This is a genomic window from Paenibacillus allorhizoplanae, assembly GCF_927798215.1.
GTDB classification, from domain to species: domain Bacteria; phylum Bacillota; class Bacilli; order Paenibacillales; family NBRC-103111; genus Paenibacillus_E; species Paenibacillus_E allorhizoplanae.
Genome location: NZ_CAKMMW010000034.1, coordinates 14,044 through 27,369 on the forward strand (window position 1 = coordinate 14,044; position 13,326 = coordinate 27,369).

At 47.5% G+C, this 13,326-nt stretch carries 14 protein-coding genes; all 14 read left to right on the forward strand.

All coding sequences use genetic code 11. The features are described from left to right. Nucleotides 1-5 precede the first annotated feature (5 nt). The 14 genes from hisD to L6I86_RS32620 all read left to right on the forward strand — a co-directional run bounded on the left by hisD (nt 6) and on the right by L6I86_RS32620 (nt 13,204). Nucleotides 6-1,292, forward strand: coding sequence for a histidinol dehydrogenase (gene hisD / locus L6I86_RS32555; protein ID WP_056611297.1), 1,287 nt, complete (start codon nt 6-8; stop codon nt 1,290-1,292). After that, nucleotides 1,293-1,901, forward strand: coding sequence for an imidazoleglycerol-phosphate dehydratase HisB (gene hisB, locus L6I86_RS32560; protein WP_236292860.1), 609 nt, complete (start codon nt 1,293-1,295; stop codon nt 1,899-1,901). Between the two features lie 2 nt (nt 1,902-1,903). Next, nucleotides 1,904-2,509: an imidazole glycerol phosphate synthase subunit HisH gene (gene hisH / locus L6I86_RS32565; RefSeq protein WP_236292861.1), complete on the forward strand. Its 606-nt coding sequence runs from the start codon at nt 1,904-1,906 to the stop codon at nt 2,507-2,509. A gap of 30 nt (nt 2,510-2,539) precedes the next feature. Then, nucleotides 2,540-3,298 (forward strand): imidazole glycerol phosphate synthase subunit HisF, encoded by a 759-nt coding sequence (gene hisF, locus L6I86_RS32570; RefSeq protein ID WP_236292862.1) that lies wholly within the window; start codon nt 2,540-2,542, stop codon nt 3,296-3,298. Continuing rightward, nucleotides 3,295-3,948 (forward strand): bifunctional phosphoribosyl-AMP cyclohydrolase/phosphoribosyl-ATP diphosphatase HisIE, encoded by a 654-nt coding sequence (gene hisIE / locus L6I86_RS32575; RefSeq protein WP_236292863.1) that lies wholly within the window; start codon nt 3,295-3,297, stop codon nt 3,946-3,948. The genes hisF and hisIE overlap by 4 nt, the downstream gene beginning before the upstream one ends. 26 nt (nt 3,949-3,974) lie before the next feature. Beyond that, a complete protein-coding gene (gene hisJ, locus L6I86_RS32580) occupies nt 3,975-4,781 on the forward strand; it encodes a histidinol-phosphatase HisJ (RefSeq protein WP_236292864.1) in 807 nt (268 codons plus the stop codon). A 74-nt stretch (nt 4,782-4,855) separates the two neighbouring features. Next, nucleotides 4,856-5,806: a ribose-phosphate diphosphokinase gene (locus L6I86_RS32585; protein ID WP_056611278.1), complete on the forward strand. Its 951-nt coding sequence runs from the start codon at nt 4,856-4,858 to the stop codon at nt 5,804-5,806. Between the two features lie 101 nt (nt 5,807-5,907). Beyond that, a complete protein-coding gene (locus L6I86_RS32590; protein ID WP_236292865.1) occupies nt 5,908-7,644 on the forward strand; it encodes a tetratricopeptide repeat protein in 1,737 nt (578 codons plus the stop codon). 149 nt (nt 7,645-7,793) lie between these two features. Continuing rightward, nucleotides 7,794-8,741 carry a thioredoxin-disulfide reductase gene (trxB, locus tag L6I86_RS32595; RefSeq protein ID WP_056611271.1) on the forward strand — a complete coding sequence of 316 codons (948 nt, stop codon included), beginning with the start codon at nt 7,794-7,796 and terminating at the stop codon, nt 8,739-8,741. Between the two features lie 162 nt (nt 8,742-8,903). Beyond that, nucleotides 8,904-9,851 (forward strand): ROK family glucokinase, encoded by a 948-nt coding sequence (locus tag L6I86_RS32600; protein WP_236292866.1) that lies wholly within the window; start codon nt 8,904-8,906, stop codon nt 9,849-9,851. 73 nt (nt 9,852-9,924) lie between these two features. Then, nucleotides 9,925-10,812, forward strand: coding sequence for an RNase adapter RapZ (gene rapZ, locus L6I86_RS32605; protein WP_056611265.1), 888 nt, complete (start codon nt 9,925-9,927; stop codon nt 10,810-10,812). Nucleotides 10,813-10,865: 53 nt separating this feature from the next. Next, the gene (locus L6I86_RS32610) at nt 10,866-11,849 is read left to right on the forward strand and encodes a gluconeogenesis factor YvcK family protein (protein WP_056611262.1); all 984 of its coding nucleotides are present in this window, start codon (nt 10,866-10,868) and stop codon (nt 11,847-11,849) included. 5 nt (nt 11,850-11,854) lie between these two features. Further along, nucleotides 11,855-12,787 carry a DNA-binding protein WhiA gene (gene whiA / locus L6I86_RS32615; protein WP_056611259.1) on the forward strand — a complete coding sequence of 311 codons (933 nt, stop codon included), beginning with the start codon at nt 11,855-11,857 and terminating at the stop codon, nt 12,785-12,787. Between the two features lie 147 nt (nt 12,788-12,934). Next, on the forward strand, nt 12,935-13,204 hold the full coding sequence (locus tag L6I86_RS32620) for an HPr family phosphocarrier protein (protein WP_028555561.1): 270 nt from the start codon (nt 12,935-12,937) through the stop codon (nt 13,202-13,204). Nucleotides 13,205-13,326 lie beyond the last annotated feature (122 nt).

Consider the following 13,326-nt stretch of genomic DNA (forward strand, 5'->3'; position numbering starts at 1 on the left):
TGAAGATGCGGATTATGCCTGCCTCCGAATTTCAATTAAACCGCGAGGTCGAATACGGCTCACCCGAGCAAAATGAGTCCGTCCGCCGCATCATCGATGAGGTGCGGCAGGACGGAGATACCGCGCTGCGCCGCCTAGCGCAGCAGTTCGACGGCGTCAACGTCGCTGAGCTTCGCGTCAGCGACGAAGAGATCCAAGCGGCGTACGCGCAGGTCGACGCCGCATTCCTGGCGGCGCTGCGTCAAGCCGCCGCTAACATTCGTGCGTTTCATGAGAAGCAGAAACGCAACTCGTGGATGGACCTGCAGCCAGACGGCAGTCTGCTAGGCCAAATCATCCGACCGCTGAAGCGGGTCGGATTGTACGTGCCCGGCGGGAAGGCGGCGTACCCGTCTTCCGTGCTCATGAACGCCATCCCCGCGATCGTCGCGGGGGTGCCAGAGATCGCGATGGTGACGCCACCGTCCACCGCGGGCGAAGAAGGCATTAACCCGCATATTCTCGTGGCAGCAGCCGAAGCGGGTGTGAAAGAGATCTACCGCGTAGGCGGGGCGCAGGCGATTGCCGCGCTAGCCTACGGGACAGAATCGATCGCGCCGGTCGATAAAATCGTCGGCCCCGGCAACATCTACGTCGCGCTGGCGAAGCGCTTCGTGTTCGGCGTCGTCGATATCGACATGATCGCCGGACCAACAGACATTGTCGTGCTCGCCGACGAGCACGCCGATCCTGAGTACGTCGCGGCCGATTTGCTGGCGCAGGCCGAGCATGATGAGATGTCACCGTCGATTCTGGTGACACCTTCCCGTGAGCTAGCCGAAGAGGTTCGGCTAGAGCTATGGCGGCAGCTGGATGTGCTGCCGAAGAAAGCCATTGCCGCTGTCTCGACAGCGACGAAAGGTGCGATCCTGCTTGTCGACTCACTCGACGAGGGTGTGGACGTGATCAATCGCTTGGCTCCGGAGCACTGTGAGCTGCTTGTGCAGGATCCTTTCACATGGCTGCCGCGAATTGAAAATGCAGGTGCTATTTTCCTAGGCGCCTACAGCACAGAGCCTGTTGGCGATTATTTCGCTGGTCCGAACCATGTGCTGCCGACGAATGGCACAGCGCGATTCTCATCGCCACTGAATGTGGACGATTTCCTCAAAAAATCAAGCGTCATTCACTATAGCAAGGAAGCCTTACTAGCAAACGGAGACATGATTATGACTTTGGCTCGGAATGAAGGGCTGGAAGGTCATGCGCGTGCTGTAGAGATCAGACTTAAAAAAGAAGGGAAGTTGACCTAGATGGCGGAACAGGATCAAGTAAGAACTCGCTCAGCGAGTGTAGCCCGTAGGACGAATGAAACGGACATCAAGCTTTCCTTTGAAGTGGATGGTACAGGAGTTTCGGAGCTCCAAACAGATGTTCCCTTCCTAAACCATATGCTAGATTTATTCACCAAGCATGGTCATTTCAATTTGAAAGTGGATGCCAAAGGCGATATCGAAATCGATGATCATCACACAGTGGAAGACATCGGGATTTGTCTAGGTCAAACACTACGTGAAGCGCTAGGCGACAAAAGAGGCATCAAACGCTACGCGAGCGTATTCGTTCCGATGGACGAAGCATTGGCTCAAGTTGTGATTGATATCAGCAACCGTCCGCATTTTGAGTACCGTGCCGAATACCCGACAGCGAATGTTGGCAGCTTTGAAACACAGCTGGTAAAAGAGTTCCTTTGGAAATTTGCGCTAGAAGCTCGTATTACTTTGCATGTTATTGTGCATTACGGTGAAAACACGCATCACATGATTGAAGGTGTGTTTAAAGCGTTGGGACGTGCGCTGGATGAAGCAACATCGATTGATCCTCGTGTGCAGGGGGTTCCTTCGACGAAGGGAGTGCTGTAGGCATGATCGCAATCATTGATTATGGAATGGGTAATTTACATAGTGTGAGCAAAGCCGTTGAGCGGCTCGGCTATGAAGCGGTTGTGACGGGAGATCCGGAACAAATTCTAGCGGCAGAAGGGGCAATCCTTCCCGGTGTGGGTGCGTTCGGGGATGCGATGGAGCATCTGCGTGAAACAGGTCTAGATGAGGTTGTGAAGCAGTATGCGGCGTCTGGCAAGCCTATGATCGGCATCTGTTTAGGGATGCAGCTATTGTTCTCCAGCAGTGAAGAGCATGGACAGCATGAGGGGCTAGGGCTTCTGCCAGGTACGGTTGTACGTTTCCGCGGAGACTACAAAGTGCCGCATATGGGCTGGAATCGTCTGAGCTATAAGCAGAGTGAGAGTCCTATTTTCAAAGGGATTGAAGAAGGGCATGTGTATTTCGTACACTCCTACCATGCAAAGCCAGAGCGGGAAAGCGATTTGTTGGCTGTGACTGACTATTATCAACCTGTAACAGCAATTGTTGGTCGTGACAACGTCTACGGCATGCAATTCCACCCAGAGAAAAGCGGCGATATCGGTATGCAGCTATTGGGTAATTTTTTAACCCTGTGTAAATAAGGCGGAAATAGTCTCAAGGAGGTGCTGAGCATGTTAGCCAAAAGAATTATCCCTTGTCTTGACGTCAAGGATGGCCGAGTGGTGAAAGGCGTAAATTTCGTGAATTTACGTGATGCTGGTGATCCGGTTGAGCTTGCGGCAATTTATGATAAAGAAGGCGCGGATGAGCTTGTGTTTCTCGATATTTCGGCTTCGGTCGAAGGGCGGGCAACGATGGTTGAGGTCGTTCGTCAAACAGCAGGCGAGATTACAATTCCGTTTACTGTAGGCGGAGGGATTTCAAGTGTCGATGATATGAAACGTCTCCTTCGTGCAGGCGCGGACAAAATCGGAATCAACACGGCAGCGGTGCTTAATCCTCAGCTTGTTTCGGATGGTGCACGGAAGTTCGGTTCCCAATGTATTGTGGTAGCTATTGACGCGAAGTTCAATCCCGAGTGGGGCGAGTGGGAAGTGTACACCCACGGTGGACGCAAACCTACAGGCATTAAGACTCTGGAGTGGGCGAAGCAGGTAGAAGAGCTAGGTGCAGGCGAAATCTTACTGACGAGCATGGATGCGGACGGAACGAAGGACGGCTTCGACTTGAAACTTACACGTGCTGTATCCGAGCTGCTGACGATTCCTGTGATTGCTTCTGGCGGAGCGGGAAAAGCGGAACACTTCTACGATGTATTTACCGAAGGCAAGGCCGATGCAGGGTTGGCGGCAACGATTTTTCATTACAAAGAATTAACGATAGACGGGGTCAAAGATGACCTGAAAGGTAAAGGGGTTGAAATTCGATGACATTTTCAGTGGATCAAATTAAATACGACGCGCAAGGACTTGTCCCTGCCATCGTGCAAGATGCGGTAAGTAAAGAAGTGCTGATGCTTGCCTACATGAACAGTGAGTCCTTGCAGCGCACGATTCAAACGGGGGACACGTGGTTCTGGAGCCGTTCACGTAATGAGCTTTGGAATAAAGGGGCAACTTCCGGTCATACGCAAAAGGTAAAAGCACTTCGCTACGACTGTGATGCGGATACGCTGCTTGTACTTGTTGAACAAGTAGGACCTGCATGTCACAATGGTTCGTACACTTGCTTCACTTCGAACATCGCAGTGGAAGGTTCTGTTGAGGAAACTGCTACTACTACTGGCGGCGACCGTTTCGCTATTTTGGCTGAACTTGAAGCTGTTATTGCTTCCCGTGACGCGGAGCGTCCTGAGGGTGCGTATACGACTTACCTTTTCGAAAAAGGTGTCGACAAGATCCTCAAAAAAGTAGGCGAAGAAACGGCAGAAGTCATTATTGCAGCTAAAAATAAAGACAATGAAGAGCTTCGTTATGAAGCGAGCGATCTTATATTTCACTTAATGGTACTTTTACGTAATAATAAATTGCCATTGGATGATATTATGAAAGAGCTGGCGAATCGTCACGTCAAAAAATAAAGTAAACGACCTGGAGTGAATTCACGATGTTGATTGATTATCATACACATCATGTGCGCTGCGGTCACGCCTCTGGGGAACTGGAGGAATACGTCAAACGCGGCATCGAGATCGGGCTTACCCAATTGGGGCTTTCTGATCATATGCCGCTTTTGCATGTCGACCCGCAGACGTATTGGCCAGAAATGGCGATGCCGAAGGAAGAGCTACCCCGTTATGTAGAAGAATGCCTTCTTCTCAAAGCGAAGTATAAGGATCAGATCGATATTCGCGTGGGCCTAGAAGGCGATTATGTAGAAGGCTTTGAAAGTGAAATTGCTGCCATCATTAACGCATACCCATGGGATTATGTGATCGGTTCGGTTCATTTTCTAGGTGAGTGGGATATTTCCGATTTTAGGCAGCTGGCAGGTTGGGAAGGTAAGGATATTTTTGCAGTTTATACCCAATACTACGAGGCAGTGAAGAAAGCAGTTCGAACCGGACTGTATGACTATATCGGTCACATCGATATGATCAAACGATTTGGTTACGTGCCAGATCGCGATACGTGGGAATTGGAGAAAGCGGCGTTAGATACCGTTAAAGAGTATGGACTTGCGATTGAGTTGAATGCATCAGGCCTGCGTCATCCATGTAAAGAGATGTTTCCGAGCCGCCGCATGTTGGAATATTGCCATAAGGTGGGAATTTCAGTGACGCTTGGATCGGATGCGCATCAGCCGGAACGGTTGTCTCAGTATTTGGAAGAGGCTAGAGAGTTATTAAAAGCGATTGGATTTAACGAAATAGCCACATTTTCTGCTCGAAAACGACATCTTGTGACTTTTTAAATTCGACACGTATCATGTATAATGAGTAGGACTATATAATCTATTTAATGAACCTTCGGAGGTAACCATTAACCATGCATAGCGACAATGTTAAAATTTTTTCCGGATCTTCGAATCCGAAGCTTGCGGAAAGTATTTGTAAAGAGCTCGGCCAGCCGCTAGGACAAATTAAATTATCACGTTTCAAAAGCGGAGAAATTTATTGCCTTTACGAAGAAACGATTCGTAACTGCGACGTGTTTCTGGTACAAACCTTCTCCCATCCGATTAATGAGCATATGATGGAGCTTTTGGTCATGATGGATGCGGCGAAAAGAGCATCTGCAAAAACGATCAACCTTGTCATCCCTTACTATGGTTACTCTCGTCAAGAACGTAAAGCAGCTCCGCGTGAGCCGATTTCAGCTAAATTAGTTGCTGACTTGTTTGCTTCAGCAGGCGCAACTCGTGTTGTTACGATTGATCTCCATGCGCCAGCGATCCAAGGTTTCTTCAATATTCCTGTGGATCACCTGACAGCACTTGATCTAATCAGTGATTGCATTAAAAGAAAAAATTTACCGAACCCCATTATCGTTTCTCCGGATGCGGGTCGTGCGACAACAGCTGAGAAAATGGCTAACATTCTCGATGCGCCTTTCGCTATGATGATTAAGAAGCGCCCAGAGCACAATGAATCTGTAATTACACACGTCATTGGGGATGTTGCTGGACGCACGCCGATCATTATCGAGGATCTTATTGATACAGGAACAACGATCGTTAATGTTGTGGAAAGTCTGAAAGAACGCGGTGCGCTTGATGTCTACATCTGTGCAACACACCCTGTATTCTCTGGCCCAGCGCTGCAACGTCTCGATCACCCAAGCATTAAAGAAGTTATTATTACGGATTCCATCGCGATTCCAGAGGGGCACTCTGATAAGTTTAATGTGCTTTCTGTAGCGCCTTTACTATCCGATGCGGTTCGTATTATTACAGATGGCGGGTCCCTATCGTCCCTATTCAAATACGGCGGCGTATAAGGATTTTTCAAGACCATATCTTACCTTCGGATAATGTTTTTGGCTTCTAGGAGATCTATGGTATAATTTGATGGTAATCAAATTGCCGGAGGTGTCTTGCTATGGAAAAGAAAAAGCGCAAATCCGAAGCGCCAAAACCAAAAGTTATCTCAATAAACATGGATGCCGCATTCTTTTTCGAGAGAGCGGTTCAATCTTTGGATCGGTTTCATTATGATAAGGCATTGAAATATTTCCGGCGGGCTGCAGAGTATGAACAGGATAACCCTGTGAATCACTGCAATCTCGCAGGAGTTCTCTCCGAAGTGGGCAATTATGACGAGTCGAACCAAATTTTGCAGCATATCCTTGAAACCATTGATCCCGAGATGACAGAATGTCACTTTTATATGGCGAACAACTATGCCAACATGGAAAACTTCGAGCAGGCAGAACAAGCGTTGGTTCGGTATTTGGAGAATGACCCGACAGGGCAATTCATGGACGAATCCGAAGAGATGATGGAAATGCTGAGCTACGAGCTTGATCGTCCCGCCCCTCTCACTAGCATCAAGAGTCGAGAAGGGCTGTTCGAGCATGATAAAGCCCGTGCGCTGCTCGAGGAAGGTAAGTTTGGCGAGGCAGTAAAGCAGTTGGAGAAATTAGTGAAGAATCAGCCTGATTTCACAGCCGCTCGCAATAATCTGGCATTGGCTTATTATTATATGGGTCAATTCGAGAAGGCGATGGAAACAATACGAGAAGTGCTGGTTATTGATCCTGGTAATCTGCATGCACTTTGCAATATGGCGATTTTCCATCAACATTTTGGCAATAAGAAGGAACTGGTTGAGCTGACTACACTGCTAGGTAAGACGTTTCCGTTCCAACAAGAACATGTGTTCAAGTTGGCTACGACGATGGGTATTCTTGCTCAGCATGAGAAAGCCTACCATCTGTTTAAACGTCTATTGAAGGCGGGGGACGGGGGAACAGATCCTTGTTTGTACCATTATGCGGCTGTTGCTGCCTGCCATATCGGTCGTTTCGCAGAAGCGTACCGTTTGTGGAAGCAGGTTCAGAAGCTAGATCCTGGTGCTGAAATTTCGAAGTTCTACTTAGAGCAATTGCGGGTCAGAGAGAAGTCGGCGCTTCCGCTTACTTGGAGCTACCACTATCATCTGCCTTTCGAGGAGCAGTTCCGTGCGCTTGAGAAGTCGACGCAAGGAATTCCTGATCAATTGAAGAAAGACCCCCTTGTGCGGTCATCCTTCTTCTGGGCTTTGCGACATGGTGACGTAGAAACGAAGCTTCAAGTTATTCAAGCCTTCGGCTTGATTGCGGACAACGAAGTGAGAGACGCGCTTCAGGATTTCATTCTAGATCACAAAGAGGATGACTATTTGAAGAAGGTTGCCATATTCGTTCTGCGAAGTATGGGCATCCGCGAGTCCCTTCCAGCTTATCTCGAAAATAAGGACATTATGGTAGAAGCTTCTCCGTACTCGCCTCATCTTCCCGTGTGGGATGCAACATGGCAGCGAGTGATGGAAACAGCGCTATCGCATATGCACAAGCGTTACGATATGGTTCAACAGTATGACTTAGAAATTCTGTGGGTTGAGTTTCTGACGAAGGTGTACCCGAACGTGCCGAAGATTCACAAATCTGCAGGCTGGGCAGCGGCGTTAGAATATTTGATTGCCAAAATGCACCGCCGTACGATTTCCTATCAGGAAGTAGCTACACGCTATGGCGTCACGGTTTCCACGGTCAGTCGGCATGTGAAGCATATCGACGATACCTGTGGCTTGCGTGAGAAAATGGATGCGATTTTCAATAAGTTTACGAGTCTTTGATAGCCGAGCTTGATGCATCATGAAAGCCTCGGCTTTCATACATATAGATAAACTGATTGTTCTTGCTCTAAACAGCGTTGAGCAATCGCTGATCAATCACGCTAATTAAAGAGAGCTTTCCTTAGGAAAGCACCTAGGAGGGAAATCATATGTATAAATCAGTCGTAGTAGGAACAGGACCATCCGGTCTAACAGCAGCCATTTACCTGGCTCGTGCGAACCTAAGCCCACTTGTCATTGAAGGACCAGAACCAGGTGGGCAGTTGACCACAACTACCGAAGTAGAGAACTTCCCAGGATTTCCTGAAGGGATTATGGGACCAGAATTAATGGAAAACATGCGCAAGCAGGCAGAACGCTTTGGCGCTGAATTCAAAACAGGTTGGGTTAATTCCGTTGAATTGACGAACCGTCCGTTTAAGCTTCAAGTAGAAGGACTTGGCGAGATCGAAACAGAAACACTGATTATCTCAACAGGTGCGTCTGCAAGATTGCTTGGCATCACGAACGAGAAAGAAAACATCGGGCGCGGCGTAAGTACTTGTGCAACGTGTGATGGCTTCTTCTTCCGTGGCAAAAAGATTATCGTCGTTGGTGGCGGTGACTCTGCTATGGAAGAGGCAAACTTCTTGACTCGTTTCGCTTCGGAAGTGCGTTTGGTTCATCGCCGCGATGAGCTTCGTGCATCCAAAATTATGCAAGACCGCGCCCGTGGAAACGAGAAGGTGAAGTGGTCACTGAATAACACGCCGTTAGAAGTTGTAGCGGGTGATAAAGGTGTTACTGGCCTTAAAGTGAAAAACAACCAAACAGGTGAAGATGAAATCCTTGAAACAGACGGTATCTTCGTAGCGATCGGTCATACGCCGAATACGAAGTTCCTCGGTGGACAAATCGACACAGATGAGCACGGCTACATCGTCGTGAAGCCAGGAACAACAGAAACGAACATCCCAGGCGTATTCGCTTGTGGTGACGTGCAAGATACGAAGTATCGTCAGGCTATTACAGCTGCTGGAAGCGGATGTGCTGCAGCGTTGGAAGCTGAGAAGTTCCTTGAAGGCAACAGCGTACACGACTGGAGTATTTCCTTGTAAGTCATTTTTATGGCAATTCAGTCAACGTGGAGGGCTACGCTTTCCACGTTTTCTATTTTAGAGAGGGTGCTATGAATCTTGACCTCCCGGCAGTGTTGTCTTATAGTGGGAACAGGAGCAAATGCCCGAAAATTTTATGATTATTCATGAGGTGACCTTGTAATGTCCAATCAAATTTATATCGGTGTAGATCTAGGCGGCACGAATATTAAAGTGGGTATTTGTGATGAGCAAGGTAAGCTTCTTAAAACGTTAGAAGGCCCTACTTCACCTGAATTAGGTGCAGAGTCGGTCCTTGAGCGTATTGCGCAATATGTACGTCAAGTAGTCGCAGAATCCGACTATTCGTGGGAGCAAGTTGCTGGAATTGGCGCGGGGTTGGCTGGATTTATGGATATTCCAGAAGGCTTCGTGAAGTTTTCACCAAACCTGCAATGGCATAACGTACCTGCGAAGAAGACGCTTGAAGCACTTCTGGGTAAACAAGTTAAAATTGATAACGATGCGAACGTAGCTGCGCTTGGCGAAGCTTGGTCTGGAGCTGGAGCGGGTATCCCGAACGTTGTCTGCTATACACTTGGAACAGGTGTTGGTGGCGGTATCATTATTAACAGTAAAATTTATCAAGGTTCTGCCGGTATGGCTGGGGAACTTGGACATATGTCCATCGTGCCTGACATTGAAGCCATTCAGTGCGGCTGTGGTCAAATGGGATGTCTTGAAACTGTTTCTTCCGCAACAGGTATTGTTCGCATGGCGAAGGAAGCGGTAGAACGCGGCGAGCGTACATCACTAGCTCTTCATGAGAAAATTGAAGCTAAGCATGTGTTTGATGATGCAAAAAGCGGAGATGAAGTAGCTTTGCGTATCGTAAATCGCGCGGCTTATTATATTGGACGTTCGATGGCGGCTCTGGCTGTTGTCATTAATCCTAAGCGCTTTATTATCGGCGGTGGTGTTTCCAAGGCAGGGGAAATTCTATTCCAACCAATTCGTGAAACGTTCATTAAGTTTACACCAGAAGCCGCAGCTGAAGGTGTTGAGATTGTTGCTGCTACACTTGGTAATGATGCTGGTGTTGTTGGAGCTGCAGGATTAAATTTACGATAGAAGGCAAGACCGGTTCGCAGATGTAGATAACAAAAGCTGATCTGCGAAAGCACACCAAAGGAAGGTGTCAAGCATGGAAGAAAACCACCCTTTAGCGAAACTGGTCATTATTACAGGGATGTCGGGTGCAGGCAAGACAATTGCTGTTCAAAGCATGGAGGATCTTGGATTCTTCTGCGTTGATAACTTACCTCCCGTCTTGATTCCGAAGTTTGCTGAATTGATCGTGCAATCGATGGGTAAAATCGGCAAAGTCGCCTTGGTTATTGATTTGCGCGGACGTGAATTTTTCACTGCGCTCCAAGAGTCCTTACGATATATCCAAGAAAACTACACCCTTAGCTATGAAATTTTATTCCTAGACGCAACGGACGGGACGCTCGTTCAGCGTTACAAAGAGAGCCGTCGCCGCCATCCATTGGCACCAGACGGAGCGCCACTTGAGGGAATAGGTCTTGAGCGTAAGTTGCTTGAAGAGCTCAAGGGTCTGGCGACGCAGGTGATTGATACTAGCAGTCTGAAACCGGTGCAGTTGAAAGAAAGAATCATTTCCCGGTTCACCAATCTAGAAGCTAATCGCATATCTATAAATGTAATCTCTTTCGGATTCAAGTATGGTGTCCCTATTGACGCTGATTTAATCTTTGATGTGCGCTTCTTGCCTAATCCTCACTATGTGGAGCAGCTGCGCCCGCAGACGGGCCAGGATCCAGATGTTTATGACTATGTGATGAAGTGGTCAGAGACGCAAGAATTTCTGACAAAGCTGCTCGATATGCTGAACTTCTTAATGCCTCAGTATAAGAAGGAAGGGAAGAGCCAGGTTGTTGTGGGTATTGGTTGCACTGGAGGTAAACATAGATCGGTTGCAATAACAGAATATCTAGGTAAAGTTATGGGGAACAGTGAGACTGAGACTGTGCGTCTAAGTCATCGGGATTCCGAACGGGACCGTGTGTAGACGGCTATGTGAGGCTTCGATAGAGGTTTTCTCATTAAGAGGGTGAAAGAAGTATGGAGCTTGGTCAATTACAACGTAAGCCCAGAATAGTCGTTATTGGCGGTGGAACAGGGCTCTCTGTTATGCTGAGAGGGTTGAAAGAAAAGCCGGTTGATATCACAGCTATCGTGACCGTTGCTGACGATGGAGGCAGCTCTGGTATCTTGCGAAGTGAATTGCAGATGCCGCCTCCGGGGGATATTCGAAATGTGTTAACATCGTTAGCAGACGTTGAGCCGTTGTTGTCATTGATGCTTCAGTATCGATTTCAGAATGGTACAGGTTTAGCCGGACATAGTCTGGGGAATCTAATACTAGCGGCATTGACAGATATTACAGGTGATTTTGTTACTGCCGTGCAAGAAATGAATCGCGTATTCGCTGTTCGCGGGAGAGTTCTCCCGGCTTCGAATCAAGCCATTGTGTTGAAAGCCATTATGGAGGACGGGACTTTAGTTGTCGGGGAGTCCAAAATTCCGAAGGCCGATGGGCGGATCAAGAGAGTATTTATTGAACCGGCGGGGGTAACCCCACTTACAGAAGCCGTTCAAGCGATACGCGAAGCAGATGCCATCTTGTGCGGTCCTGGCAGTTTATATACAAGTTTGCTGCCGAATTTGCTTGTTCCAGGGATTGCTAAGGAGATCGTGGCATCGAACGCTGTGAAATTGTTCATTTGTAATGTCATGACACAGCCAGGCGAAACCGATGATTATTCTGTGAGTGATCATCTGGATGCGATTTATGATCACTTAGGTCAGCATTTGTTTGATTATGTGATCGTGAATAATGGTGAAATTCCACCGCAGGTGCAAGCCAAGTATGCGGAAAAAGGTTCAAAAGCGGTTCATTTAGATTTGGATGAAGTGACGAAAAGAGGATATCGGGTAATTGCAGATCGACTTGTGTTATTCCGTACTTATCTTCGTCATGATGCAGAGAAATTGAGTGACCATATCTATCAGCTCGTCGAAAGCTGGCTGTTAAGGAAGAAGTGAGTCCCTTGTCCTTTGCGGCAACAACCAAAAAAGAATTAACATTAATTAATGATTCGGAGTCATGCTGTGAAAAAGCGGAGCTGTCCGCGCTCATTCGGATGAATGGCGCTGTTCAGTTAACAAGCCAGCGTGTCGTGTTGGACGTATCCACGGAGAACGCTGCGATTGCACGGCGAATTTACTCGCTGATCAAGAAGACGTATAATACACACACGGAGTTGCTCGTGCGTAAGAAGATGCGTTTAAAGAAGAATAATGTGTACATTGTTAGGGTGCCTGGCCAAGTACAGGAACTTCTCAGTGATTTGAAGATCGTCTCGGAGGGTTTCATTTTTACGACAGGGATTAACAAGGACATTATTCGCGGCAATTGCTGCAAGCGTGCTTATCTTCGAGGAGCCTTCATGGCTGGCGGTTCTGTTAATAACCCGGAGGGATCTTCCTATCATTTGGAGATTGCTTCGATTTATGAAGAGCACTGCAAAGCTTTAACACAGCTTGCGAATAAGTTTGACTTAAACGCCCGATTCATTGAACGTAAGAAAGGGTTCGTGCTGTACATCAAGGAAGGCGAGAAAATTATCGAATTTCTCAATATCATTGGGGCCCATCAGGCGCTGCTGCGCTTCGAGGATGTCCGGATTATGAAGGATATGAGGAATTCCGTTAATCGCATCGTGAACTGTGAAACGGCGAACTTGAACAAAACGATCGGGGCAGCCGTCAGACAAATCGAAAATATTCGATTGTTGCAGCGGGAGATCGGTCTAGATAGCTTGCCTGAGAAGTTAAGAGAGGTTGCGGAGATTAGACTTGCGCATCCTGACTTGAATTTGAAGGAAGTTGGCGACATGCTTTCGGGCAGTGTTAGCAAGTCAGGTGTGAATCATCGCCTGCGGAAAATAGACGAATTAGCCGAAAAACACCGGAATTCGTAGGAAAGTCCGGGCTGTACAACGCTTGTATAAGTTTTTCGCATTTTTTCTAGTGTACTTGAAGGAAAAATGCTATAATATTAAAACATAAGGTAAACGCTGTTATTAATAGTAATCCATATAAGCTCCACACTAGGGGGAATTAGTTCCATGTCCAGACGTCCAGTCGTTGTGAAGTTGAGAACAGGACTTCATGCCAGACCTGCGGCATTGTTTGTTCAAGAGGCGAATAAGTTTTCATCGGAGATCTTTGTTGAGAAAGATGAGAAGAAAGTGAATGCGAAGAGCATCATGGGAATTATGAGTCTTGCGATCAGCACAGGGACCGAAGTCTTCATAAGTGCAGAAGGTTCGGATGCAGAGCAGGCTGTAAACGCTTTAGTCACATTAGTCAGTAAGGAAGAGTTGGAAAACCAATAATCCTTTAAAAGCCTACCTTTCGAGGGGGCTTTTTTGCAGTTTGTAGATACAAATCTCTAACTTTCTAAAAGTGTCAAATTTGTTAACAAATAGTGGCATGGGGCAACCTTTTTCATTTGGCT